The organism is Kushneria halocnemicola (assembly GCF_965650455.1).
GTDB lineage: Bacteria > Pseudomonadota > Gammaproteobacteria > Pseudomonadales > Halomonadaceae > Kushneria.
Map to the genome: position 1 here is coordinate 3,394,008 of NZ_OZ287968.1, position 22,605 is coordinate 3,416,612.

General features: G+C 56.8%; 32 protein-coding genes. All 32 read left to right on the top strand.

All coding sequences use genetic code 11. The features are described 5' to 3' along the window. The first annotated feature begins 63 nt into the window (after window positions 1–63). The 32 genes from rpoC to rplQ all read left to right on the top strand — a co-directional run bounded on the left by rpoC (window position 64) and on the right by rplQ (window position 22,597). Window positions 64–4,278, top strand: a complete 4,215-nt coding sequence (gene rpoC / locus ACS92L_RS15385; RefSeq protein ID WP_438765980.1) for a DNA-directed RNA polymerase subunit beta' — start codon at window positions 64–66, stop codon at window positions 4,276–4,278. A gap of 141 nt (window positions 4,279–4,419) precedes the next feature. Continuing rightward, window positions 4,420–4,794: a 30S ribosomal protein S12 gene (gene rpsL, locus ACS92L_RS15390; RefSeq protein ID WP_438765982.1), complete on the top strand. Its 375-nt coding sequence runs from the start codon at window positions 4,420–4,422 to the stop codon at window positions 4,792–4,794. 108 nt (window positions 4,795–4,902) lie between these two features. Beyond that, window positions 4,903–5,373 carry a 30S ribosomal protein S7 gene (gene rpsG / locus ACS92L_RS15395; RefSeq protein WP_086620797.1) on the top strand — a complete coding sequence of 157 codons (471 nt, stop codon included), beginning with the start codon at window positions 4,903–4,905 and terminating at the stop codon, window positions 5,371–5,373. Window positions 5,374–5,421: 48 nt separating this feature from the next. Continuing rightward, entirely contained in the window at window positions 5,422–7,539 is a 2,118-nt protein-coding gene (fusA, locus tag ACS92L_RS15400) for an elongation factor G (RefSeq protein ID WP_438765983.1), read from the top strand. 30 nt (window positions 7,540–7,569) lie between these two features. Further along, a complete protein-coding gene (gene tuf / locus ACS92L_RS15405) occupies window positions 7,570–8,763 on the top strand; it encodes an elongation factor Tu (protein ID WP_438765984.1) in 1,194 nt (397 codons plus the stop codon). Between the two features lie 171 nt (window positions 8,764–8,934). Further along, entirely contained in the window at window positions 8,935–9,246 is a 312-nt protein-coding gene (rpsJ, locus tag ACS92L_RS15410; RefSeq protein WP_090130883.1) for a 30S ribosomal protein S10, read from the top strand. A gap of 143 nt (window positions 9,247–9,389) precedes the next feature. Continuing rightward, complete coding sequence (gene rplC, locus ACS92L_RS15415; RefSeq protein ID WP_438765985.1) at window positions 9,390–10,028, top strand: 50S ribosomal protein L3; 639 nt, start codon at window positions 9,390–9,392, stop codon at window positions 10,026–10,028. Window positions 10,029–10,041: 13 nt separating this feature from the next. Next, window positions 10,042–10,650, top strand: coding sequence for a 50S ribosomal protein L4 (gene rplD, locus ACS92L_RS15420; protein WP_438765987.1), 609 nt, complete (start codon window positions 10,042–10,044; stop codon window positions 10,648–10,650). After that, the gene (gene rplW, locus ACS92L_RS15425; protein ID WP_086620792.1) at window positions 10,647–10,943 is read left to right on the top strand and encodes a 50S ribosomal protein L23; all 297 of its coding nucleotides are present in this window, start codon (window positions 10,647–10,649) and stop codon (window positions 10,941–10,943) included. The genes rplD and rplW overlap by 4 nt, the downstream gene beginning before the upstream one ends. A 16-nt stretch (window positions 10,944–10,959) precedes the next feature. Next, a complete protein-coding gene (rplB, locus tag ACS92L_RS15430; protein WP_438765988.1) occupies window positions 10,960–11,787 on the top strand; it encodes a 50S ribosomal protein L2 in 828 nt (275 codons plus the stop codon). Between the two features lie 44 nt (window positions 11,788–11,831). Then, the gene (gene rpsS / locus ACS92L_RS15435; protein WP_008959165.1) at window positions 11,832–12,107 is read left to right on the top strand and encodes a 30S ribosomal protein S19; all 276 of its coding nucleotides are present in this window, start codon (window positions 11,832–11,834) and stop codon (window positions 12,105–12,107) included. A gap of 14 nt (window positions 12,108–12,121) precedes the next feature. After that, window positions 12,122–12,457, top strand: a complete 336-nt coding sequence (gene rplV / locus ACS92L_RS15440; RefSeq protein WP_086620791.1) for a 50S ribosomal protein L22 — start codon at window positions 12,122–12,124, stop codon at window positions 12,455–12,457. 11 nt (window positions 12,458–12,468) lie between these two features. Continuing rightward, window positions 12,469–13,170, top strand: coding sequence for a 30S ribosomal protein S3 (gene rpsC, locus ACS92L_RS15445; RefSeq protein ID WP_115854531.1), 702 nt, complete (start codon window positions 12,469–12,471; stop codon window positions 13,168–13,170). Window positions 13,171–13,181: 11 nt separating this feature from the next. Further along, entirely contained in the window at window positions 13,182–13,595 is a 414-nt protein-coding gene (gene rplP, locus ACS92L_RS15450) for a 50S ribosomal protein L16 (protein WP_438765990.1), read from the top strand. Further along, window positions 13,595–13,783: a 50S ribosomal protein L29 gene (gene rpmC, locus ACS92L_RS15455; RefSeq protein ID WP_086620788.1), complete on the top strand. Its 189-nt coding sequence runs from the start codon at window positions 13,595–13,597 to the stop codon at window positions 13,781–13,783. Before rplP ends, rpmC begins: the two co-directional genes overlap by 1 nt. 1 nt (window position 13,784) lies before the next feature. Continuing rightward, the gene (gene rpsQ / locus ACS92L_RS15460; RefSeq protein WP_438765992.1) at window positions 13,785–14,051 is read left to right on the top strand and encodes a 30S ribosomal protein S17; all 267 of its coding nucleotides are present in this window, start codon (window positions 13,785–13,787) and stop codon (window positions 14,049–14,051) included. Window positions 14,052–14,097: 46 nt separating this feature from the next. Then, window positions 14,098–14,469 (top strand): 50S ribosomal protein L14, encoded by a 372-nt coding sequence (gene rplN / locus ACS92L_RS15465; protein WP_086620786.1) that lies wholly within the window; start codon window positions 14,098–14,100, stop codon window positions 14,467–14,469. 16 nt (window positions 14,470–14,485) lie between these two features. Further along, on the top strand, window positions 14,486–14,803 hold the full coding sequence (rplX, locus tag ACS92L_RS15470; protein WP_115854534.1) for a 50S ribosomal protein L24: 318 nt from the start codon (window positions 14,486–14,488) through the stop codon (window positions 14,801–14,803). A gap of 18 nt (window positions 14,804–14,821) precedes the next feature. Then, window positions 14,822–15,361: a 50S ribosomal protein L5 gene (rplE, locus tag ACS92L_RS15475; RefSeq protein WP_115854535.1), complete on the top strand. Its 540-nt coding sequence runs from the start codon at window positions 14,822–14,824 to the stop codon at window positions 15,359–15,361. Between the two features lie 10 nt (window positions 15,362–15,371). Next, window positions 15,372–15,677 (top strand): 30S ribosomal protein S14, encoded by a 306-nt coding sequence (gene rpsN / locus ACS92L_RS15480; RefSeq protein WP_438765994.1) that lies wholly within the window; start codon window positions 15,372–15,374, stop codon window positions 15,675–15,677. A 20-nt stretch (window positions 15,678–15,697) separates the two neighbouring features. Then, window positions 15,698–16,090 carry a 30S ribosomal protein S8 gene (gene rpsH / locus ACS92L_RS15485; RefSeq protein ID WP_086620782.1) on the top strand — a complete coding sequence of 131 codons (393 nt, stop codon included), beginning with the start codon at window positions 15,698–15,700 and terminating at the stop codon, window positions 16,088–16,090. Window positions 16,091–16,099: 9 nt separating this feature from the next. Beyond that, a complete protein-coding gene (gene rplF, locus ACS92L_RS15490) occupies window positions 16,100–16,630 on the top strand; it encodes a 50S ribosomal protein L6 (protein WP_438765995.1) in 531 nt (176 codons plus the stop codon). Between the two features lie 9 nt (window positions 16,631–16,639). Continuing rightward, window positions 16,640–16,990 (top strand): 50S ribosomal protein L18, encoded by a 351-nt coding sequence (rplR, locus tag ACS92L_RS15495; RefSeq protein ID WP_086620780.1) that lies wholly within the window; start codon window positions 16,640–16,642, stop codon window positions 16,988–16,990. 11 nt (window positions 16,991–17,001) lie between these two features. After that, window positions 17,002–17,505 carry a 30S ribosomal protein S5 gene (gene rpsE / locus ACS92L_RS15500; protein ID WP_108842864.1) on the top strand — a complete coding sequence of 168 codons (504 nt, stop codon included), beginning with the start codon at window positions 17,002–17,004 and terminating at the stop codon, window positions 17,503–17,505. Window positions 17,506–17,510: 5 nt separating this feature from the next. Next, window positions 17,511–17,696, top strand: a complete 186-nt coding sequence (gene rpmD / locus ACS92L_RS15505) for a 50S ribosomal protein L30 (RefSeq protein WP_086620778.1) — start codon at window positions 17,511–17,513, stop codon at window positions 17,694–17,696. A gap of 5 nt (window positions 17,697–17,701) precedes the next feature. After that, window positions 17,702–18,136, top strand: coding sequence for a 50S ribosomal protein L15 (gene rplO / locus ACS92L_RS15510; protein ID WP_438768505.1), 435 nt, complete (start codon window positions 17,702–17,704; stop codon window positions 18,134–18,136). Next, window positions 18,137–19,471: a preprotein translocase subunit SecY gene (gene secY, locus ACS92L_RS15515; RefSeq protein ID WP_115854541.1), complete on the top strand. Its 1,335-nt coding sequence runs from the start codon at window positions 18,137–18,139 to the stop codon at window positions 19,469–19,471. Window positions 19,472–19,708: 237 nt separating this feature from the next. Beyond that, entirely contained in the window at window positions 19,709–20,065 is a 357-nt protein-coding gene (gene rpsM, locus ACS92L_RS15520) for a 30S ribosomal protein S13 (RefSeq protein ID WP_438765996.1), read from the top strand. 37 nt (window positions 20,066–20,102) lie between these two features. Then, window positions 20,103–20,489, top strand: a complete 387-nt coding sequence (rpsK, locus tag ACS92L_RS15525; RefSeq protein ID WP_009099028.1) for a 30S ribosomal protein S11 — start codon at window positions 20,103–20,105, stop codon at window positions 20,487–20,489. 12 nt (window positions 20,490–20,501) lie between these two features. Then, on the top strand, window positions 20,502–21,122 hold the full coding sequence (gene rpsD, locus ACS92L_RS15530; RefSeq protein ID WP_086620775.1) for a 30S ribosomal protein S4: 621 nt from the start codon (window positions 20,502–20,504) through the stop codon (window positions 21,120–21,122). Window positions 21,123–21,171: 49 nt separating this feature from the next. Continuing rightward, on the top strand, window positions 21,172–22,170 hold the full coding sequence (locus ACS92L_RS15535; protein ID WP_115854544.1) for a DNA-directed RNA polymerase subunit alpha: 999 nt from the start codon (window positions 21,172–21,174) through the stop codon (window positions 22,168–22,170). 40 nt (window positions 22,171–22,210) lie between these two features. Next, window positions 22,211–22,597, top strand: coding sequence for a 50S ribosomal protein L17 (gene rplQ / locus ACS92L_RS15540; protein ID WP_438765997.1), 387 nt, complete (start codon window positions 22,211–22,213; stop codon window positions 22,595–22,597). Window positions 22,598–22,605 lie beyond the last annotated feature (8 nt).

Genomic DNA, 22,605 nt, shown 5'->3' on the forward strand with positions numbered 1-22,605 from the left:
AGGTCCGCGGGGCCCCGATAAACCGGGCCCCGCTCATGACAACTCCGCAACGGAGCCGACCCCATGAAAGATCTGGTCAAAGTTCTTAAATCGCAGGCGCAGTCCGAAGAGTTTGATGCCATTCGGATTTCGCTTGCTTCTCCGGACATGATCCGCAGCTGGTCGTTTGGCGAGGTCAAAAAGCCCGAGACCATTAACTACCGGACGTTCAAGCCAGAACGTGATGGCCTGTTCTGTGCCAAGATTTTTGGTCCGGTCAAGGATTACGAGTGCCTGTGCGGCAAGTACAAGCGCATGAAGCATCGCGGCATTATCTGCGAAAAGTGCGGCGTTGAAGTGACCAAGGCGTCCGTGCGTCGTGAGCGGATGGGCCACATCGAGCTGGCATCTCCGGTCGCACACATCTGGTTTCTGAAGTCGCTGCCGTCGCGCATTGGCATGCTGCTGGACATGACACTGCGTGATATCGAGCGTGTCCTGTACTTCGAATCCTTTGTGGTCATCGACCCGGGCATGACAACGCTTGAGCGCGGTCAGCTGCTCAACGATGAGCAGTATTTCGAAGCGCTTGAAGAGTTCGGTGATGACTTTGATGCCCGTATGGGTGCCGAAGCTGTTCAGGCATTGCTGTCCGACATCGATCTGGGTGAAGAGATCGAGCGTCTGCGTGAAGAGATCCCCCAGACCAATTCGGATACCAAGATCAAGAAGCTTTCCAAGCGCCTCAAGCTCCTGGAAGCCTTCTATCGTTCGGGTAACCACCCGGGCTGGATGGTCATGGAAGTACTGCCGGTACTGCCGCCGGACCTGCGTCCGCTGGTACCGCTGGATGGCGGTCGTTTCGCGACTTCCGATCTCAACGACCTTTATCGTCGTGTGATCAACCGGAACAATCGCCTCAAGCGGCTGCTGGATCTGTCTGCGCCGGACATTATCGTGCGCAACGAAAAGCGCATGCTGCAGGAATCGGTTGATGCCCTGCTGGACAACGGCCGTCGCGGTCGTGCCATCACGGGCTCCAACAAGCGTCCGCTGAAGTCGCTGGCCGACATGATCAAGGGCAAGCAGGGGCGTTTTCGTCAGAACCTGCTGGGCAAGCGCGTTGACTACTCGGGTCGTTCGGTTATCACCGTAGGTCCGACACTGCGTCTGCATCAGTGTGGTCTGCCCAAGAAGATGGCGCTTGAGCTGTTCAAGCCGTTTATCTATTCGAAGCTTCAGGGCAGCGGTCAGGCCTCCACCATCAAGGCTGCCAAGAAGCTGGTCGAGCGTGAAATGCCGGAAGTCTGGGACATTCTCGCTGACGTGATTCGTGAGCATCCGGTCCTGCTTAACCGCGCACCGACACTGCACCGTCTGGGCATTCAAGCGTTCGAGCCGATGCTGATCGAAGGCAAGGCCATCCAGCTGCATCCGCTGGTCTGTGCCGCCTATAACGCCGACTTTGACGGCGACCAGATGGCCGTACACGTACCGCTGACGCTGGAAGCTCAGCTTGAAGCGCGTGCGCTGATGATGTCGACCAACAATGTGCTGTCGCCGGCCAACGGTGATCCCATCATCGTACCGTCTCAGGACGTTGTGCTGGGTCTGTACTACATGACCCGCGAGCGTATTGGGGCAAAGGGCGAGGGAATGGCCTTCTCTGACCTCAATGAAGTTGAGCGTGCTTTTGGTACCCAGAGTGTTGACCTGCATGCCCGCGTTCGCGTTCGCCTGAGTGAATGGGCCCGTGACGAAGAAAGCGGTGAGCTTGTCGAGCAGGTCTCGGTCAAGGACACGACGGTTGGACGTGCGCTGCTGTATCGCATCGTGCCGCGTGGTATGCCGTTTGAGATGGTCGATCGCTCGATGAAGAAAAAGGCGATCTCCCAGCTGATCAATGCCGGGTACCGTCTGGTGGGTCTGAAGGAAACTGTCATCTTTGCTGACCAGCTGATGTATACCGGTTTCCGTCTGGCCACCTGGTCTGGTGCGTCCATCGGCGTTAACGACTTCGTCATTCCTGATTCCAAAAAGGAAATTATCGAAGCGGCCGAGGATGAGGTGAAGGAAATCGAGGATCAGTTCTCCTCGGGTCTTGTTACCGCCGGCGAGAAGTACAACAAGGTCATCGATATCTGGTCCAAGGCCAACGACAAGGTGGCCCGCGCCATGATGACCGGTATCTCGAAAGAGACGGTTACCGATCGTGAAGGCAACGAAGTCGAACAGGACTCGTTCAACAGCGTCTTCATCATGGCGGATTCCGGCGCCCGTGGTAGTGCGGCCCAGATTCGTCAGCTGGCCGGTATGCGTGGCCTGATGGCCAAGCCGGATGGCTCAATCATCGAAACGCCGATCACGGCCAACTTCCGTGAAGGTCTGAACGTACTTCAGTACTTTATCTCCACGCACGGCGCACGTAAGGGTCTTGCGGATACGGCACTGAAAACGGCCAACTCCGGTTACCTGACACGCCGTCTGGTCGATGTGGCGCAGGACGTGGTCGTGACCGACACCGACTGTGGCACAGAAGAAGGCCTGACACTTCACCCGGTCATCGAGGGTGGTGACATCATTGTTTCGCTGGCCGAGCGCGTGCTGGGTCGTGTCGTGGCACGTGATGTCGTGGATCCGCAGAGTCAGGAAGTACTGATTCCGCGTAACACGCTGCTTGATGAAGCCTGGTGCAATCGTCTCGACACCATGGGTGTCGATGAAATCGTGGTGCGTTCGACCATCACCTGTGAAACCGCACACGGCGTCTGTTCTTCCTGCTACGGCCGTGATCTGGCGCGTGGTCACGTGGTCAACGTGGGTGAGTCGGTGGGTGTTATTGCTGCCCAGTCGATCGGCGAGCCGGGTACCCAGCTTACCATGCGTACCTTCCACATCGGCGGTGCAGCATCGCGTGCCTCGGCTGTGGACAGCGTTCAGGTCAAGCATGGCGGTAGTGTACGCCTGCACAACATGAAGCATGTTGAACGCAGTGACGGCAAGCTGGTTGTGGTATCGCGCTCCAGTGCTCTGGCCGTGGCCGATGAACATGGCCGTGAGCGTGAGTACTACAAGCTGCCCTACGGTGCCGAGCTGTCCATCAAGGACGGTGCGCTGGTCGAGTCAGGCCAGGTGGTGGCCAAGTGGGATCCGCACACGCACCCGATCGTCTCGGAAGTGGACGGCCGCATTCAGTTCACCGACATGGAAGAAAACGTCACCATCAACAGAAGTGTTGACGAGATGACGGGGCTTTCCTCCATCGAGGTTATTGAGGCCGGTAACCGTCCAACATCGGGCCGTGACAAGCGCCCGATGATCATGCTGCAAAACGAGCAGGGTGAAGCGGTGTCGCTGCCCGGTTCCAATACGCCGGTGCAGTACATGCTGCCGGGCAATGCGATCGTTTCCGTTGATGACGGTTCGGCAATCGGTATTGGTGAAGTGGTGGCCCGTATTCCGGTCGAGGCGTCCGGCAACAAGGACATCACCGGTGGTCTGCCGCGCGTTGCTGACCTGTTCGAGGCGCGCAAGCCCAAGGAAGCTTCTGTTCTGGCCGAGGCCACGGGCACCATTACCTTCGGCAAGGAAACCAAGGGCAAGCGTCGTCTGATGATTACGCCGACCGATGGTGATCCGATCGAAATGCTGATTCCCAAGTGGCGTCAGATCGGTGTCTTCGAAGGTGAAACCGTCGAGCGTGGTGAGGTCATCTCTGATGGTCCGAGCAACCCGCACGATATTCTGCGTCTGCTGGGCGTCAGCGAACTGGCCAAGTACATCACGGCTGAAATCCAGGACGTCTACCGCCTTCAGGGTGTCGGCATCAACGACAAGCACATTGAAGTTATCGTGCGTCAGATGCTGCGCAAGGTAGAGGTTCTCGATGCCGGCGACAGCACGTTGATCCCGGGTGATCAGGTCGAACTGGTTCGTGTGCTGGCAGAAAACGTGCGTCTGCAGGAGCAGGAGAAATTCCCGGCCAAGTATGATCGTGTACTGCTGGGGATCACCAAGGCATCGCTTGCCACGGAATCCTTCATCTCGGCGGCTTCCTTCCAGGAAACCACACGAGTGCTGACCGAAGCCGCAGTCACCGGCAAGCGCGACTATCTGCGTGGTCTGAAGGAAAACGTGGTGGTTGGACGTCTGATTCCGGCCGGCACGGGTCTTACGCATCATGCCGAACGTCGTCGCAGGAAAGAGGGTGCCACGCGCGATCAGCATCCTTCGGCCTTCGATGTCGAGCAGCAGCTGGGCGAGCATCTGACTGCACTGGATGCTGATGACGACCTTTAGCGGCAGACAGGTTCTGCGCCGGTTACGGCGCAGGGCTTGACGCCCTTGCAGGCGAACCCTTAGAATTCGCAGCCTTTAACAGTAGGGGCAGGTGCGTCCTGTCCCTGCTGTTTTGTATCATCATCATTGGAGCGAGCCTTTATGGCAACGATTAATCAGCTGGTGCGCAAGCCCCGCAAGCGGCCGCAGGCCAAAAGCGATGTGCCTGCGCTGCAGGCATGCCCGCAGCGCCGCGGCGTTTGCACGCGTGTTTATACCACCACGCCCAAAAAGCCGAACTCGGCCCTTCGTAAGGTCTGCCGTGTTCGCCTGACCAACGGTTTCGAAGTTGCGTCGTATATCGGCGGTGAGGGGCACAACCTTCAGGAACACTCCGTGGTGCTCATTCGTGGCGGTCGCGTAAAGGACCTTCCCGGTGTGCGTTATCACACGGTTCGTGGTGCACTTGACACCTCCGGTGTCCAGAACCGTCGTCAGGCGCGTTCGAAGTACGGCACCAAAAAGCCGAAGTCCTGATCGGTATTCATTCAATTTTCACGGTCTGATAAGAGTAAGGCCGGGCAGCGCACCCTGAGTGTTTGGTCCCGGGTTTACCTGAAAGACTCTTCTGACTGAGGGCTTATCATGCCTAGAAGACGTATTGCGGCGAAGCGCGACATCCTGCCGGATCCCAAGTTCGGAAGTGAGCGCTTGGCCAAGTTCATGAACCACCTGATGATCAGCGGCAAGAAATCCGTCGCCGAGCGCATCGTTTATGGTGCGCTGGATCGGGTTGCCGAACGCTCCAATGATGAGCCGCTGGACATTTTCGACAAGGCACTGGAAGCCATCCAGCCCATGGTCGAAGTAAAATCACGTCGCGTTGGCGGTGCCACCTATCAGGTACCCGTTGAAGTGCGTCCTTCACGTCGTCAGGCGCTGGCCATGCGCTGGATGGTGGACGCTGCTCGCAATCGCGGTGAGAAGACCATGGTGCAGAGGCTGGCCGGCGAAATGCTGGACGCGGCTGAAGGCAAGGGTGCTGCTGTCAAGAAGCGTGAAGACGTCCATCGTATGGCAGAAGCCAACAAGGCCTTCTCTCACTACCGCTTCTAATAGAAGCGCCTTCAGGCGAAGGCGCTTCCAACTACAGGATACGCTATCGTGGCACGCAAGACTCCTCTTAAGCGCTACCGCAATATCGGTATCTGCGCCCACGTTGATGCCGGCAAGACAACGACGACCGAACGCGTGCTCTTTTACACGGGTCTTTCTCACAAGATCGGTGAAGTGCATGAAGGCGCCGCTGTCATGGACTGGATGGAGCAGGAGCAGGAGCGTGGTATCACCATCACCTCTGCTGCGACCACCTGTTTCTGGAGCGGCATGAATCAGCAGTTCGATGAGCATCGCATCAACATCATCGACACGCCCGGGCACGTTGACTTCACGATCGAAGTTGAGCGTTCTTTGCGTGTTCTCGATGGCGCGGTCGTCGTACTGTGCGGCAGCTCCGGTGTTCAGCCGCAGACCGAAACCGTCTGGCGTCAGGCCAACCGCTATGAAGTTCCCCGCATGGTGTTCGTCAACAAGATGGACCGTGCCGGTGCCGACTTCTTCATGGTGGTCGAACAGATGCGCAAGCGTCTGGGCGCCAATGCCGTACCGATCCAGATCAACTGGGGTGCGGAAGACGAATTCAAGGGTGTCATCGACCTTCTTCAGATGAAGGCCATTCTCTGGAATGAAGGCGATCGGGGCATGACCTATGACCTCGTTGACATTCCGGCCGAGCTGCAGGAAACGGCTCAGGAATGGTACGAGCACATGGTCGAGTCTGCCGCAGAAGCCTCTGAAGAATTGATGGAAAAGTATCTCGAAGGTGGAGAGCTTTCCGTTGAGGAGATCAAGGCCGGTCTGCGTCGTCGTACGCTGGACAACGAAATCGTTCTGGTTACCTGTGGCTCCGCGTTCAAGAACAAGGGCGTACAGGCCATGCTGGATGCGGTTATCGAGTACCTGCCGTCGCCGACCGAAGTCAAGGCGATCGAAGGTGAGCTTGATGATGCCGTGGGTACCATCGAAACTCGTGAAGCCGATGACAGTGCGCCGTTCTCGTCACTGGCCTTCAAGATCGCGACCGACCCGTTTGTCGGAACGCTGACCTTTATCCGCGTATACTCTGGCGTACTGAACTCCGGTGACCAGGTTTACAATTCGGTGAAGGACAAAAAAGAGCGTGTTGGCCGTATCGTTCAGATGCACTCCAACAGCCGTCAGGAGATCAAGCAGGTCTACGCGGGCGACATTGCTGCCTGTGTCGGTCTCAAGGATGTCACGACAGGTGATACGCTCTGCGATCCGAATTCGAAGATCGTACTGGAGCGCATGGAGTTCCCGGAACCGGTTATTTCGGTTGCCGTTGAACCCAAGTCGAAGGCAGACCAGGAAAAGATGGGTATTGCCCTGGGCAAGCTGGCTCAGGAAGACCCCTCGTTCCGCGTCAAGACCGACGAAGAAACCGGCCAGACCATCATCTCCGGTATGGGTGAGCTTCACCTGGACATTCTCGTTGACCGCATGCGTCGCGAGTTCAAGGTAGAAGCCAATATCGGCAAGCCGCAGGTTGCCTATCGCGAGACGATCAAGAAAAGCGTCGAGCAGGAAGGCAAGTTCGTTCGTCAGTCCGGTGGTCGCGGCCAGTTCGGCCACGTCTACCTGCGCATCGAGCCGCTGACGGATGCAGACCGCGGTGACGATCCGGAAATGACCTTCAAGTTCAATTCCGAGATCGTGGGTGGTGTAGTACCCAAGGAATATGTGCCGGCAGTCGAGAAGGGTGCCTTTGAGCAGCTGCAGAACGGTGTCATCGCCGGTTATCCGATGATCAACGTCAAGGTTGCGCTGTATGACGGTTCCTATCACGACGTCGACTCCAATGAGAATGCCTTCAAGGTTGCCTCATCGATGGCAATCAAGGAGGGCGCACGCAAGGCCGGAGCAGTTCTGCTCGAGCCGGTGATGAGTGTTGAAGTGGTAACACCCGAAGAGTTCATGGGTGATGTCATGGGCGACCTCAACCGTCGGCGTGGTCTTGTTCAGGGTATGGATGACACTACTTCCGGTAAGGTTATCCGTGCCATGGTGCCGCTGGGTGAGATGTTCGGTTATGCGACCGATCTGCGTTCTCAGACCCAGGGCCGCGCAAGCTACTCCATGGAGTTTGCGAAGTACGATGAGGCACCGTCCAGCATCGTCGAAGCCGTCATTAACCAGAAATGATAACCGTTAGTCGACAGAGAGGTTATAGCAGTGGCCAAGGAAAAATTTGAACGTTCCAAACCGCACGTAAACGTAGGCACCATCGGTCACGTTGACCATGGCAAGACTACGCTGACAGCGGCCCTCACACGTGTTTCTGCCGAAGTATTTGGCGGTGACTGGCGCGAGTTCGCAACCATCGACAACGCTCCTGAAGAGCGTGAGCGTGGTATTACGATCTCGACAGCACACGTTGAGTACCAGTCTGAAACGCGCCACTACGCGCACGTTGACTGCCCGGGGCACGCTGACTACGTCAAGAACATGATCACTGGTGCTGCCCAGATGGATGGCGCTATCCTGGTCTGTTCCGCAGCTGACGGCCCGATGCCGCAGACGCGCGAGCACATCCTGCTGTCTCGTCAGGTCGGTGTTCCGTTTGTCGTTGTCTTCCTGAACAAGGCTGACATGGTCGATGACGAAGAGCTGCTCGAGCTGGTCGAAATGGAAGTTCGTGAGCTTCTGTCCGAGTACGACTTCCCGGGCGATGACACGCCGATCATCATCGGTTCTGCCCTGATGGCACTGGAAGGCAAGGACGACAATGGCATGGGTACTACTGCCGTTGCCAACCTCGTTCGTGCCATGGATGAGTATATCCCTGAGCCTGAGCGTGCCATCGATCAGCCGTTCCTGATGCCGATCGAGGACGTCTTCTCCATCTCGGGTCGTGGTACTGTTGTGACCGGCCGTGTTGAGCGCGGTATCGTCAAGCCGGGCGAAGAAGTCGAAATCATCGGCCTCCAGGACACCGTCAAGACAACCGTTACCGGTGTCGAGATGTTCCGTAAGCTGCTCGACGAAGGTCGTGCCGGTGAGAACGTTGGTGCGCTGCTTCGTGGCACCAAGCGTGATGATGTCGAGCGTGGTCAGGTTCTGGCCAAGCCGGGCAGCATCAAGCCGCACACCAAGTTCGAGTCCGAAGTCTACATCCTGTCCAAGGAAGAAGGCGGTCGTCATACGCCGTTCTTCAAGGGCTATCGTCCGCAGTTCTACTTCCGTACCACTGACGTAACTGGTACCTGTGAACTGCCGGAAGGCGTAGAAATGGTCATGCCGGGCGACAACGTCCAGATGGTCATTACCCTGATCGCTCCGATCGCCATGGAAGACGGTCTGCGCTTCGCCATTCGCGAAGGCGGTCGTACCGTCGGCGCTGGTGTGGTTGCCAAGATCGTCGAGTGATTTCATTGCTCGAAATCTAAAGGGGCCTCCGTCGGGAGGCCCCTTTGTCATATGCATGTTTGACTCTGAGCGAGTGCCTGCCTATAATGCGCATCCTTTTGAGGCGTGCGTAGGCGGTCAGGCGCCCATCGGCGTCAGACATCGTCTTGAATTTCCCTGGAGTCCCGGGTAATGCAGAACCAGAAGATTCGCATTCGCTTGAAAGCCTTTGATCATCGTCTTATCGATCAGTCTGCACAGGAAATCGTGGATACTGCCAAGCGCACTGGTGCACAGGTTCGCGGTCCGATTCCGCTGCCGACCAAGCGCGAGCGCTATACCATCCTGATTTCACCGCACGTCAACAAGGACGCGCGCGATCAGTATGAAATTCGTACCCACAAGCGTGTGCTGGACATCGTTGAGCCGACCGAGAAAACGGTTGATGCCCTGATGAAGCTTGATCTGGCAGCTGGTGTAGACGTACAGATCAAGGTTGATTAACCCAACACTAGTCACTCATGCGGCATTTTAGGGCTCTGGCCCAGCCGCTCACGCCGGGATGGCGTCACACAATGTGCTAGTGGAATGCTCTGGAAAGGGCAGCCATAGCGGGTGATAGCCCCGTACACTATAGGAGACTGAACATGTCTATCGGTTTAGTCGGTAAGAAGAGCGGTATGACCCGTATCTTCACCGAAGACGGTGCATCCGTGCCCGTAACCGTTATTGAAGTCGAGCCCAACCGCGTCACGCGCATCAAGACTCTCGAGTCTGATGGTTATCGTGCCGTTCAGGTTACTGCTGGCTCGCGCAAGGCCAAGCACCTCACCAAGGCAATTGCCGGGCAGTATGCCAGCGCAGGTGTTGAGGCCGGTCGTTTCCTGGCGGAATTTCGTCTTGCCGAAGGCGAGGAAGATCCGCAGGCAGGAAGCGAGCTCACCGTATCCCTCTTCGAAGCAGGCCAGCTCATTGACGTCACTGGCACGTCAAAGGGCAAGGGCTTCCAGGGCGCAGTAAAGCGCTGGAACTTCCGCACGCAGGACAATACCCACGGTAACTCTCTGTCGCATCGTGCGCCGGGTTCCATCGGCCAGTGTCAGACGCCGGGTCGCGTCTTCAAGGGCAAAAAGATGGCCGGTCAGATGGGTAACGAGCGCGTCACCGTTCAGAGCCTTGAAATTGTCCGTGTCGACACCGAACGCAATCTGCTTCTGGTCAAGGGCGCCGTACCTGGTGCTGCCGGTAGCGATGTGGTCGTGCGCACCGCTGTCAAAGCTCGCTGAGGGGTAGGTAACGATGAATCTCAATCTTGCAGGTGCAGGAGCCGGAGCCGTCGAGATTTCCGACGAGACTTTTGGCAAGGAATTCAATGAAGCACTGGTTCACCAGGTCGTCACTGCCTATCTGGCAGGCGCGCGTCAGGGTACTCGTGCACAGAAAAACCGTTCCGATGTCAGCGGCGGTGGTAAGAAGCCGTGGCGTCAGAAGGGCACCGGTCGCGCTCGTGCCGGTACCATCCGTTCGCCGATCTGGCGTACCGGTGGTGTGACCTTTGCGGCACGTCCGCAGGATCACTCTCAAAAGGTCAATCGCAAGATGTACCGCGCTGCCATGCGCTCCATCCTTTCGGAGCTCGTGCGTCAGGAACGTCTGGTTGCCGTTGATGCCTTTACCGTAGACAGCCCCAAGACCCGACAGCTGGTAGGTCGTCTTTCCGAGCTTGGTCTGGAAAAGGTGCTGATCGTGACCGACGAGCTGGATGAGAACCTTTATCTGGCCGCTCGCAACATTCCCAACGTGGACGTGGTCGAAGCGTCGAGCGCGGATCCTGTCAGCCTGATTGCCTATGACAAGGTGCTGATGACCGTACCCGCCCTCCGCAAGTTCGAGGAGAAGCTGGCATGAATCAGGAACGCGTATTCCAGGTGCTGCTTGGTCCGCACATGACCGAGAAGGCTGCCTACGCTGCAGAGCGTAATCAGTACGTTTTCAAGGTCGCCAGTGATGCTACCAAGCCCGAAATCAAAAAAGCTGTTGAAGCGCTTTTTGAAAAGAAGGTCGACAGCGTCCAGGTCCTGAACATGAAGGGCAAGGTCAAGCGCAACGCTCGTGGCGAAGGTCATCGTAGCGGTTATCGCAAGGCCTACGTCACCCTGGCTGCGGGCGAAACGCTCGAAGACTTCACCGGCGCCGAGTGAGGCAGGAGAACGGATCATGGCAGTAGTCAAGACAAAACCAACGTCCGCCGGCCGTCGCCACAAGGTGAAGGTCGTTACCGAAGGACTGTACAAGGGTCGCCCGCATGCGGCGCTGACCGAAGCACAGTCACGTTCGGGCGGTCGTAACAATAACGGTCGTATTACTACCCGTCACGTAGGTGGTGGCAATCGCCAGCACTATCGTCTGGTAGACTTCAAGCGCAACAAGGATGGCGTTCCTGCCATCGTCGAGCGTCTTGAATACGATCCGAATCGCAGCGCACATATTGCACTGCTGAAGTATGTGGACGGTGAACGCCGTTACATCATTGCCCCCCGGGGTGTTGCAGAAGGCGATCGCCTGGAGTCGGGTGTCAACGCACCGATTCGTCAGGGTAACGCTCTGCCGCTGCGTAACGTTCCGGTTGGTTCGACAATTCACTGCATCGAGCTCAAGCCCGGCAAGGGTGCGCAGCTTGTACGCAGCGCCGGTACCAGTGCTCAGCTGGTCGCACGTGAAGGCAACTATGCCACCGTGCGTCTGCGTAGCGGTGAAATGCGTCGCATCCTGGCTGAATGTCGCGCCACGCTGGGCGAAGTCGGCAACTCCGAGCACAGCCTTGGGCAGCTCGGCAAGGCCGGTGCCAAGCGTTGGAGAGGCGTGCGTCCGACTGTTCGCGGCGTCGCGATGAACCCGGTTGATCACCCGCATGGTGGTGGTGAAGGTCGTACCAGTGGTGGCCGTCATCCGGTAACCCCCTGGGGTATTCCGACCAAGGGTCACAAGACGCGCAAGAACAAGCGTACCGACAAGCTTATCGTGCGTCGTCGCAAAGCCAGATAAACGGTGCCGCAAGGCCAAACATCAGTATTTAAGGGGTAACGGCTGTGCCACGTTCACTTAAGAAAGGTCCCTTCATTGACCTTCATCTTTTGAAGAAGGTTGAGGCGGCTGTGGAAAAGAGCGACCGCAAACCGATCAAGACCTGGTCGCGTCGCTCGATGATCCTGCCCAATATGGTAGGACTCACCATTGCTGTCCATAACGGTCGCCAGCATGTACCGGTACACGTCTCTGAAGAGATGGTGGGCCACAAGCTGGGCGAATTTGCTGCCACCCGCACCTATCGCGGTCACGCGGCTGACAAGAAAGCCAAGCGGTAAGGGAGAGGACCACAATGGAAGAAGTAGCTGCTAAATTGCGCGGCGCTCGCCTGTCCGCCCAGAAGGCACGTTTGGTGGCAGATCAGGTGCGGGGCAAGCCGGTCGCAGAAGCACTGAATATCCTGGCATTTTCGCCCAAAAAGGCGGCTGTGCTGGTGAGAAAGGTACTGCAATCCGCTATCGCCAACGCGGAAGAAAATAACGGCATGGACATCGACGAGCTTCGCGTCTCGACCATCTGTGTCGATGAGGGCATGACGCTCAAGCGTATTCTGCCGCGTGCCAAGGGCCGTGCGGATCGCATCATGAAGCGTACCTGCCATATCACCGTCAAGGTAGCCGAGAAGTAGGAGTCGACCAGATGGGTCAAAAAGTCAATCCAGTCGGTATTCGCCTCGGGATCGTCAAGGACCACACTTCCGTGTGGTACGCCGAGCGCGGTGCTTATGCCGACAAGCTGAATAACGATCTCGAAGTTCGCAGTTTCCTGTCCGAGCGTTTGAAAAGCGCTTCTGTCAGCAGGATTCACATCGAGCGTCCGGCCAACAACGCCCGTATTACCATTCATACTGCCCGTCCGGGTATCGTGATTGGCAAGAAGGGTGAAGATGTCGAGCGTCTGCGTCGTGATCTGACCAACCTCATGGGCGTGCCCGTTCACGTCAACATTGAGGAAGTTCGCAAGCCCGAGCTTGATGCTGCACTGGTAGCGCAAAACGTTGCCGGTCAGCTCGAGCGTCGCGTCATGTTTCGTCGTGCCATGAAGCGTGCGGTACAAAACGCCATGCGTCTGGGCGCCAAGGGCATCCGGATTCAGCTGTCCGGTCGTCTTGGTGGTGCAGAAATCGCGCGTACGGAATGGTATCGCGAAGGCCGTGTTCCCCTTCACACCCTGCGTGCCGATATCGATTACTCGGTTTACGAGGCGCACACCACTTACGGTGTCATCGGTGTCAAGGTGTGGATCTTCAAGGGCGAAATTCTTGGTGGGATCGAAGAAGTCCGTGCGAAGCAGAATAATTCGCAGACTGGCGCTCCCGGCAAGAAGAAAGGTTCCAAGTAAGGGGATAGTCGATGTTACAGCCCAAGCGTACCAAATTCCGCAAGCAGCAAAAGGGCCGCAACCGCGGTCTGGCGCATCGCGGTAGTAGCGTGAGCTTCGGTGAGTATGGCCTCAAGGCGACCGGCCGTGGTCGTATCACCGCTCGCCAGATTGAAGCCGGCCGTCGTGCTATCACGCGTCATGTCAAACGTGGCGGCAAGATCTGGATCCGTGTTTTTCCGGATAAGCCGATTTCCGAAAAGCCGCTCGAAGTCCGTATGGGTAAGGGCAAGGGTTCTGTCGAATACTGGGTCGCTCAGATTCAGCCGGGCAGGGTTCTTTACGAGATTGAAGGCGTATCGGAAGAGATGGCGCGCGAAGCGTTTACTCTCGCGGCTCAGAAGATGCCCGTTGCCACTACCTTTGTGAAACGGACGGTAATGTAATGAAAGCTCAGGAACTTCGTGACAAGTCGACCGAAGCGCTCAATGAGCAGCTGTTCGAACTGCTGCGCGAGCAATTCAACCTGCGGATGCAGAAGGCTACCGGTCAGTTGAGCCAGAACCATCTGCTCAAACAGGTTCGCCGCGACATCGCGCGCGTGAAGACTGTGCTCAACGAGAAGGTGGACTGAAATGGCCGAAGAACAGGCAAACAAAGCACGCAGGCTCACCGGACGTGTGGTGAGTGATCGGATGGAGAAATCGATCGTTGTCATGATCGAGCGTCGTGAGCGCCATCCGATCTACGGAAAGTACATGAAGCGCTCCACCAAACTGCATGCGCACGACGAAACCAATCAGGCCAACATCGGCGATCTGGTTTCCATCGAAGAGTGTCGGCCGCTTTCAAAGAAAAAGGCATGGACTCTGGTTGAAGTCGTCGAGCAGGCCAGAGGGTAAGGCAGCTGCCTAAACCCGTGCATCAGTTCAGGTTTGGAGAAAACCGATGATTCAAACGCAAACAATGCTGGATGTCGCCGACAACAGCGGAGCGCGCAGGGTCCAGTGCATCAAGGTCCTGGGTGGCTCTCATCGCCGTTATGCCCGTGTTGGCGACATCATCAAGGTAACGGTCAAGGAAGCGATTCCGCGTGGCCGTGTCAAAAAGGGCCAGGTGCTCAAGGCCGTTGTTGTACGCACACGCAGCGGAATTCGCCGTCCGGATGGTTCTCTTATCCGCTTCGATGGCAATGCGGCGGTTTTATTGAACAACGCCAACGAGCAGCCGGTAGGCACTCGTATTTTCGGGCCGGTAACCCGCGAACTTCGTACCGAGAAGTTCATGCGGATTATCTCCCTGGCGCCCGAAGTGCTGTAAGGAGCGAGGCGGAATTATGCGCAAGATCAAACGTGATGATGAAGTCGTCGTCATCGCCGGCAAGGACAAGGGCAAGCGCGGCACCGTCAAGCGGGTTCTGCAGGACGGGCGCTATGTGGTTTCAGGTGTGAACATGATCAAGCGTCACACCAAACCCAACCCGATGGCCGGCAATCAAGGGGGTATCGTTGAGCGTGAGGCTCCGATCCACGGTTCTAACGTTGCCATCTTCAATACGGAGACCAACAGGGCGGATCGGGTCGGCTTTCAGATGAATGACGACGGTACCAAGATCCGTATCTTCAGGTCGACGCAAAAGCAGATCGACGCCTAACGCGATTCGGGTGGCAACATGGCGAACTTGAAACAGCAGTATAAAGACGAGGTGATGGCCAAGCTCACTGAGCAATTTGGCTATGCCAACGTAATGCAGGTGCCCCGGATCACCAAGGTGACCCTTAATATGGGCGTCGGTGATGCGACCAGCGATAAAAAGCTGATCGACAATGCCGTGGCTGATCTGGAAAAGCTTTCCGGCCAGAAGCCTGTCGTGACCCTGGCACGCAAGTCAGTTGCGGGCTTCAAGGTACGCGAAGGCTGGCCGATCGGCACCAAGGTAACCCTGCGCAGTGAGCGCATGTGGGATTTCCTTGACCGTCTGGTAAACATCGCGATCCCGCGTGTTCGTGACTTCCGTGGCCTCAATGCAAAATCATTTGATGGTCGTGGAAACTACTCGATGGGTGTGCGTGAACAGATCATCTTCCCCGAGATCGAATACGACAAGGTTGACCGTGTTCGCGGGCTGGATATCACCATCACGACGTCTGCCGGCACCGACGAAGAAGCTCGTGCACTCTTGAGTGCGCTGAACTTCCCCTTCCGGAAATAAAGGTGTAATCATGGCAAAGAAAAGCATGGTTGAGCGCGAGCGCAAGCGCGCCGAGCTGGTAGACAAATACGCAGCCCGTCGTGCCGAGCTCAAGGCGATCATTCACAACGTCAACAGCTCGGATGAAGAGCGCTTTGATGCGCAGCTGCAGCTGCAGAAGCTGCCGCGCAACTCGAGCCCGGTTCGCCAGCGTAATCGCTGCCGCGTGACCGGCCGGCCGCACGGCTATTACAACAAGTTCGGACTTGGGCGCAATAAACTGCGCGAAGCGGCCATGCGCGGCGATGTGCCCGGCCTGACCAAGTCCAGCTGGTAATCGCATCAGGAGCGTTATCGATGAGCATGCAGGATACACTCGCGGATATGCTGACTCGTATCCGTAATGCGCAGATGGCGACCAAGGAGACGGTTACCATGCCGTCGTCCAAGATCAAGGTCGAAGTCGCGCGTGTTTTGAAAGAAGAAGGTTACATTGCCGACTTCTCCGTTGAAGGCGACGTCAAGGTTGACCTGACGATTACCCTCAAGTACTTCGAAGGCAAGCCGGTTATCGAGCACATTCAACGTGTTTCGAAGCCTTCCCTTCGCAGCTACAAGGGCAAGGACGAACTGCCGCGCGTAGCAGACGGTCTGGGTGTGGCCATCGTGTCCACTTCCAGAGGTGTCATGACCGATCGTGCGGCGCGCCAGGCAGGCGTCGGCGGTGAAGTCATCTGCACCGTATTCTAGGAGTCTATGATGTCCAGGATTGCAAAATACCCGGTTAAGCTGCCCAGCGGTGTGGAAGTCACGCTCGAGGAAGGCAGGCTGACCGTCCGGGGCGGTCAGGGGCAGCTGGAAATGAACGTTCACAACGATGTTGTGGTTGGTCATCAGGATGATCAGTTGACGTTCGAACCCAGCGCTTCAGCAAAGAATTGGGCCATGGCCGGGACAACCCGTGCACTGGCCAACAACATGGTCGTTGGTGTTTCCGAAGGCTTTACCCGTTCGCTGGAAATTACAGGCGTAGGGTATCGTGCTCAGGCCAACGGGCAGACACTTAACCTGACACTTGGTTTCTCTCACCCGATCGATTACAAGGTGCCTGAAGGCGTGGTTGTTGAAACGCCCAAAAACACCACAATCGTTCTCAAGAGCGCTGACAAGCAGCGTCTTGGTCAGGTGGCTGCCGAGATTCGTGCGTTCCGTCCGCCGGAGCCCTACAAGGGCAAGGGTGTGCGTTACAGCGATGAACGCATCCTTCGTAAAGAAGCCAAGAAGAAATAGGGCAGGGTTATGAACGCGAAGAAAGAAGCTCGTCTCCGTCGTGCCCGCCGCACGCGCGCCAAGATCCGCGAACTTGGTATCAATCGTCTGAGTGTCAATCGCACACCGCGTCACATGTACGCTCAGATTATTTCCGCAGACGGTGGCCAGGTATTGGTCAGCGCCTCCACGCTCGACAAGTCGCTGCGTGAAGATGCGACCGGTAATGCTGATGCTGCTGCTCGCGTTGGTACACTGCTGGCCGAGCGTGCAAAGGAAGCGGGAATTACTGAAGTTGCCTTTGACCGTTCCGGGTTCAGGTACCATGGTCGGGTCAAGGCCCTCGCTGATGCCGCGCGCGAAGGCGGCCTGCAATTCTAAAGGGTTCTACGATGGCGAATAACGAACAGAGGGGCAGCGGCGATCTGCAGGAAAAACTTGTTCAGATCAACCGTGTTGCCAAAGTGGTCAAGGGCGGCCGTATTTTCGGTTTTACCGCTCTGACCGTCGTAGGTGATGGCAATGGTCGTATCGGTTTTGGTCGCGGCAAGGCACGTGAAGTGCCGGTCGCGATTCAAAAGGCGATGGATCAAGCGCATCGCAACATGATCAAGGTCGAGCTGCGCGGTCACACGCTGCAGTATCCGGTACGTGCCAACCATGGCGCTTCCAAGGTCTTCATGCAGCCCGCTTCCGAAGGTACCGGTATCATCGCAGGTGGTGCGATGCGTTCGGTACTGGAGCTGGCAGGTGTGCATGATGTCCTGGCCAAGTGCTATGGCTCGACCAATCCGGTCAACGTCGTGCGCGCAACCGTCAAGGGCCTCGCTTCCATGCGTTCTCCCGAGGACGTTGCGGCAAAGCGTGGCCTGTCCGTTGAAGCGATTACGGGGTAAGCGCCATGTCAGCCACAATCAGGGTTACTCAGGTACGCAGCACGATCGGCGTACTTGAAAAGCACAAGGCCACCATGCGCGGTCTGGGTCTTCGTCGCATCAATCACACGGTTGAGCTTGAAGACACACCGGCCGTTCGTGGCATGATCAACAAGGTCAACTACCTCGTTCGCGTTGAAGGAGCTCAGTAATGACCATGAAACTCAATAGCCTGAGCCCGGCACCGGGCGCCAAGCACGCTGAGAAGCGTGTTGGTCGCGGTATCGGTTCCGGACTGGGCAAGACCGCTGGTCGCGGTCACAAGGGCCAGACGTCACGCAGCGGCGGTTCCATCAAGCCGGGTTTTGAAGGCGGCCAGATGCCGCTTCAGCGTCGTCTGCCCAAGTTCGGCTTTACGTCTGCCAAATCACTGGTCAGCGAAGAGGTTCGCCTCAATGAGCTGGCCAATGTCGAAGGCGACGTGGCGGACATGGCCAGCCTGAAAAAGGCCAACGTACTGAAAAATGCGACGCGTCATGCCAAGGTTGTGCTGTCCGGCAATCTCGATCGCGCCGTTACCGTACGCGGTCTGAAAGTCACCAAGGGTGCACGGGCTGCCATTGAAGCCGCCGGTGGCAAGGTAGAGGACTAAATGGCCAAGTCAGGAAAAGTACCGGCTAACAATCAAAGCGGTCTGGGCGAGCTCTGGGCTCGCCTGAGGTTCGTTTTTATCGCAATCGTGGTGTACCGTATCGGTGCCCACATTCCAGTCCCCGGTATCAATCCTGACCAGCTCGCTGCCTTGTTCAGAGAAAACCAGGGCACCATCCTGAGCATGTTCAACATGTTCTCGGGTGGCGCCCTGGAGCGCATGAGTATTTTTGCACTGGGCATCATGCCCTATATTTCCGCATCAATTATCATGCAGCTTCTGACCGTGGTTTCGCCGCAGCTAGAACAGCTGAAGAAGGAAGGCGAGGCCGGCCGTCGAAAGATCAGCCAGTACACTCGCTACGGCACGGTGTTACTGGCACTGATCCAGGCGATCGGCATGTCAGTAGGGCTTGTCAGTAACGGGGTCGCTTACAGCGCCGATTTCAGCTTCTACTTTACGGCGGTCACTACCTTTGTGGCAGGTGCCGTGTTCCTGATGTGGCTGGGCGAGCAGATCACCGAGAAGGGCATCGGCAACGGTATTTCGCTGATTATCTTCGCCGGTATCGTGGCCGGTCTACCCGGTGCGCTCGGGCAGTCGTTTGAACTGGCACGCAACGATGGTGCCTGGAACGTACTGCCGCTGCTGGCACTGGGCGTATTGGGAATTGCAACGGTTGCCTTTGTGGTCTTTATCGAGCGTGGTCAGCGCCGTATTACGGTCAACTACCCGCGTCGTCAGGTCGGCAACAAGATGTATGCCGGCCAGAGCAGCTATCTGCCGATGAAGGTCAACATGGCCGGCGTCATTCCGCCCATCTTTGCTTCGAGCATCCTGCTTTTCCCGGCCTCGCTGGGTCAGTGGTTTGGTCAGGGAGAGAACATGGGCTGGCTGTCGACCATTTCTCAGGCACTGGGGCCGGGGCAGCCGCTATATATCCTGCTGTTTGCTACTGCCGTTGTTTTCTTCTGCTTTTTCTACACCGCTCTGGTTTTTAACCCGAAGGATGTAGCGGATAACCTGAAGAAGTCAGGCGCTTTCCTGCCCGGCATTCGCCCCGGCGAGCAAACGTCGCGTTATATCGACAAGGTCATGACGCGTCTTACGTTGTTTGGCGCTCTCTACATTACACTGGTCTCGCTTATGCCCCAGTTCCTTATGGTGGCATGGCAGGTACCCTTCTATTTTGGCGGCACCTCGCTGCTGATCGTGGTTGTGGTTGTCATGGACTTCATGGCACAGGTTCAGTCTCATCTGATGTCCAGTCAGTATGAGTCCGTAATGAAGAAGTCAAACCTCAAGGGTTATGGCAGCGGCGGCGTCATGCGCTGACATTTCCCGGTAGTGGCAGGTCCTTCAGGGCCTGCCATTTACCTTTCGGGCCTTCGGGTCTGATTATCATGTCATGGTGTTTTATCCATCATGGCAGTAAGGGCAAAGAGCTTTTGCTTCATTGCCAAAGAGACAGGCAGCATTGCAGGCCCTTGCCAAAACTTGTCAGGGGCGGTATGCTATTGCGCCTTTTACAGACGATTAACCGAGCAAGCCGCTCAAATTCGGAGAAAGCTGATGGCCCGTATTGCAGGCGTCAATATCCCGGACAACAAGCATGCGGCGATCTCGCTGACCTACATCTACGGTATTGGTCGCACCCGCGCAAAGGAAATCTGTGCGCAGGTAGGTATTGCACCCGACATCAAGGTTGGAGATATCTCCGCCGAGAAGCTCGATGAGGTGCGTACTGCAGTTGGCCAATATGCCGTGGAAGGTGACCTTCGCCGTGAGCTTACGCTGAATATCAAGCGTCTCATGGATCTGGGTTGCTACCGTGGTCTGCGCCATCGTCGCAGTCTTCCGATGCGCGGACAGCGCACGAAGACGAATGCGCGTACCCGCAAGGGCCCGCGTAAACCGATTCGCAAATAAACGCATGTCCGGCGTTTAGAATTCAGGAACATCAAACATGGCTAACCCGCGCAGTAACCGTAAAAAGGTTAAAAAGCAGGTCGTGGATGCGGTTGCCCACATCCATGCCTCTTTTAACAATACGATCGTGACGATCACAGACCGCCAGGGCAACGCTCTTTCATGGGCCACTGCCGGTGGTTCGGGTTTTCGTGGTTCTCGCAAGAGCACCCCGTTCGCTGCACAAGTGGCAAGCGAACGTGCAGCAACCGCTGCAGCCGAGTATGGTGTGAAAAACGTCGACGTACTGGTCAAGGGCCCGGGGCCCGGCCGTGAGTCCGCCGTGCGCGCATTGAATGCCGCCGGTTTTCGCGTGCAGAGCATTGTTGACGCGACACCCATCCCGCATAACGGGTGCCGCCCGCCGAAAAAGCGTCGCGTTTAAGGAGACACACTCATGGCACGTTATACAGGTCCGAAGTGCAAGCTCTCTCGTCGCGAAGGCACCGACCTCTTTTTGAAGAGCGGTGTTACGGCGTTCGAGAAGAAGTGCAAGTCAGAGACTCCCCCGGGTCAACACGGTCAGCGCCGTCAGCGTCTTTCCGAATACGGCTCGCAGCTGCGTGAAAAGCAGAAGGTCCGTCGTTATTACGGCGTACTGGAAAAGCAGTTCCGCAATTATTACAAGGAAGCCGCGCGTCAGAAAGGAGCCACAGGTGAAGTCCTGCTTCAGCTCCTCGAGACTCGCCTCGACAACGTCGTTTATCGCATGGGCTTTGGCTCGACTCGCAGCGAATCTCGCCAGCTGGTCAGCCACAAGGCCATTGCTGTTAACGGCCGCACCGTCAACGTAGCGTCCTACAAGGTTCGCCCTGGTGACGTGGTCAGCGTTCGCGAAAAAGCCAAGAATCAGTCGCGCATTCAGCAGTCGCTCGAACTGGCTGGTAATCGTGGCGATGTGAGCTGGGTCGACGTTGACTCGAAGAAGATGGAAGGCACTTTCAAGGCTCTGCCTGAGCGCGGCGACCTGTCTGCCGACATCAACGAAAACCTGATTGTCGAGCTGTACTCCAAATAAGCATTGAGCTTTTTTGGATTAACCGTTTGGCAGCCTGATAGGTGTTCATATGCAGCGTTCAGTGACAGAGTTTCTAAGACCTCGTGATATCAAGGTCGAAGAAGTCAGCGCGAATCATGCAAAGATCGTGCTCGAACCTTTCGAGCGCGGCTTTGGTCATACTCTTGGGAACGCCCTGCGTCGTATTCTGCTGTCATCCATGCCCGGGTGTGCGATTACAGAAGCAGAAATCGAAGGCGTTCTGCACGAGTACAGCGCAATCGAAGGTGTTCAGGAAGATGTCATCGAGATCCTCCTGAATCTGAAGGGCGTGTCCATCAAGATGCATGGCCGCGATGACGTTGTATTAACGCTGAACAAGCAGGGCCCGGGCATCATGACCGCCGGCGATATTGCCGCCGATCATGACATCGAGATCGTCAATCCGGATCATGTCATTGCTCATCTCAATGATGGCTGTGAACTGAAGATGCAGCTGCGCGTCATGCGTGGCCGTGGCTACGAGCCTGCAGACGTCCGTGCCGAGCGTGATGATGAATCACGCGCCATCGGTCGTCTTCAGCTTGATGCCACGTATACACCAGTTCGCCGCGTTTCCTATGCGGTCGAAGCGGCACGCGTTGAACAGCGTACCGATCTCGACAAGCTGGTCATTGACCTGGAAACCGATGGCACCCTGGATCCCGAAGAGGCCATCCGCCGCTCTGCAACCATTCTGCAGGAGCAGCTGGCTGCCTTCGTTGATCTTGAAGCCGAGAAAGAGCAGGAAGTAGAGGAAGAAGAAGATCAGATTGATCCGATTCTGCTGCGTCCTGTTGACGATCTCGAATTGACTGTCCGAAGTGCCAACTGCCTCAAGGCCGAGAATATCTACTATATCGGTGACCTGATTCAGCGCACCGAGGTAGAGCTTCTTAAAACACCCAATCTCGGCAAGAAGTCGTTGAATGAAATCAAGGACGTTCTCGAGGCCCGGAATCTTTCTCTCGGCATGCGGCTGGATAACTGGCCGCCGGCGAGCCTGAAAGACGACAAGGCCTCTGCCTGAACGGGTGACTCGCGCCCCAGATTGGTAAGGAATCTTATCCATGCGTCATCGTAAAACCGGTCGTCATCTAAGCCGTAACAGCTCACACCGGCAGGCCATGTTCCAGAACATGTGCATTTCGCTGGTCGAGCATGAAATGATCAAAACCACGCTGCCCAAGGCCAAGGAGCTGCGTCGTTATATTGAGCCGCTGATCACCCTGTCAAAAAATGACAGTGTGGCCAATCGCCGTCTGGCGTTCAGCCGTACCCGCTCCAAGGATACGGTTGGCAAGCTCTTTAACGAACTGGGCCCGCGTTACAACACCCGTCCGGGTGGTTATGTCCGCGTACTCAAGTGTGGTTTCAGAGCCGGCGACAACGCGCCCATGGCGTACGTCGAGCTGGTTGATCGCCCGGTAGCAGCAGAAGCCAGCGGCGAAGAATAAGCCGTACT

What these genes read in the sequence shown, in the direction of transcription:
- rpoC (WP_438765980.1), top strand. Translation starts at nt 64, where the DNA reads ATGAAAGATCTGGTCAAAGTTCTTAAATCGCAGGCGCAGTCCGAAGAG.
- rpsL (WP_438765982.1), top strand. Translation starts at nt 4,420, where the DNA reads ATGGCAACGATTAATCAGCTGGTGCGCAAGCCCCGCAAGCGGCCGCAG.
- rpsG (WP_086620797.1), top strand. Translation starts at nt 4,903, where the DNA reads ATGCCTAGAAGACGTATTGCGGCGAAGCGCGACATCCTGCCGGATCCC.
- rpsJ (WP_090130883.1), top strand. Translation starts at nt 8,935, where the DNA reads ATGCAGAACCAGAAGATTCGCATTCGCTTGAAAGCCTTTGATCATCGT.
- rplC (WP_438765985.1), top strand. Translation starts at nt 9,390, where the DNA reads ATGTCTATCGGTTTAGTCGGTAAGAAGAGCGGTATGACCCGTATCTTC.
- rplD (WP_438765987.1), top strand. Translation starts at nt 10,042, where the DNA reads ATGAATCTCAATCTTGCAGGTGCAGGAGCCGGAGCCGTCGAGATTTCC.
- rplW (WP_086620792.1), top strand. Translation starts at nt 10,647, where the DNA reads ATGAATCAGGAACGCGTATTCCAGGTGCTGCTTGGTCCGCACATGACC.
- rplB (WP_438765988.1), top strand. Translation starts at nt 10,960, where the DNA reads ATGGCAGTAGTCAAGACAAAACCAACGTCCGCCGGCCGTCGCCACAAG.
- rplV (WP_086620791.1), top strand. Translation starts at nt 12,122, where the DNA reads ATGGAAGAAGTAGCTGCTAAATTGCGCGGCGCTCGCCTGTCCGCCCAG.
- rpsC (WP_115854531.1), top strand. Translation starts at nt 12,469, where the DNA reads ATGGGTCAAAAAGTCAATCCAGTCGGTATTCGCCTCGGGATCGTCAAG.
- rplP (WP_438765990.1), top strand. Translation starts at nt 13,182, where the DNA reads ATGTTACAGCCCAAGCGTACCAAATTCCGCAAGCAGCAAAAGGGCCGC.
- rpmC (WP_086620788.1), top strand. Translation starts at nt 13,595, where the DNA reads ATGAAAGCTCAGGAACTTCGTGACAAGTCGACCGAAGCGCTCAATGAG.
- rpsQ (WP_438765992.1), top strand. Translation starts at nt 13,785, where the DNA reads ATGGCCGAAGAACAGGCAAACAAAGCACGCAGGCTCACCGGACGTGTG.
- rplN (WP_086620786.1), top strand. Translation starts at nt 14,098, where the DNA reads ATGATTCAAACGCAAACAATGCTGGATGTCGCCGACAACAGCGGAGCG.
- rplX (WP_115854534.1), top strand. Translation starts at nt 14,486, where the DNA reads ATGCGCAAGATCAAACGTGATGATGAAGTCGTCGTCATCGCCGGCAAG.
- rplE (WP_115854535.1), top strand. Translation starts at nt 14,822, where the DNA reads ATGGCGAACTTGAAACAGCAGTATAAAGACGAGGTGATGGCCAAGCTC.
- rpsN (WP_438765994.1), top strand. Translation starts at nt 15,372, where the DNA reads ATGGCAAAGAAAAGCATGGTTGAGCGCGAGCGCAAGCGCGCCGAGCTG.
- rpsH (WP_086620782.1), top strand. Translation starts at nt 15,698, where the DNA reads ATGAGCATGCAGGATACACTCGCGGATATGCTGACTCGTATCCGTAAT.
- rplF (WP_438765995.1), top strand. Translation starts at nt 16,100, where the DNA reads ATGTCCAGGATTGCAAAATACCCGGTTAAGCTGCCCAGCGGTGTGGAA.
- rplR (WP_086620780.1), top strand. Translation starts at nt 16,640, where the DNA reads ATGAACGCGAAGAAAGAAGCTCGTCTCCGTCGTGCCCGCCGCACGCGC.
- rpsE (WP_108842864.1), top strand. Translation starts at nt 17,002, where the DNA reads ATGGCGAATAACGAACAGAGGGGCAGCGGCGATCTGCAGGAAAAACTT.
- rpmD (WP_086620778.1), top strand. Translation starts at nt 17,511, where the DNA reads ATGTCAGCCACAATCAGGGTTACTCAGGTACGCAGCACGATCGGCGTA.
- rplO (WP_438768505.1), top strand. Translation starts at nt 17,702, where the DNA reads ATGAAACTCAATAGCCTGAGCCCGGCACCGGGCGCCAAGCACGCTGAG.
- secY (WP_115854541.1), top strand. Translation starts at nt 18,137, where the DNA reads ATGGCCAAGTCAGGAAAAGTACCGGCTAACAATCAAAGCGGTCTGGGC.
- rpsM (WP_438765996.1), top strand. Translation starts at nt 19,709, where the DNA reads ATGGCCCGTATTGCAGGCGTCAATATCCCGGACAACAAGCATGCGGCG.
- rpsK (WP_009099028.1), top strand. Translation starts at nt 20,103, where the DNA reads ATGGCTAACCCGCGCAGTAACCGTAAAAAGGTTAAAAAGCAGGTCGTG.
- rpsD (WP_086620775.1), top strand. Translation starts at nt 20,502, where the DNA reads ATGGCACGTTATACAGGTCCGAAGTGCAAGCTCTCTCGTCGCGAAGGC.
- ACS92L_RS15535 (WP_115854544.1), top strand. Translation starts at nt 21,172, where the DNA reads ATGCAGCGTTCAGTGACAGAGTTTCTAAGACCTCGTGATATCAAGGTC.
- rplQ (WP_438765997.1), top strand. Translation starts at nt 22,211, where the DNA reads ATGCGTCATCGTAAAACCGGTCGTCATCTAAGCCGTAACAGCTCACAC.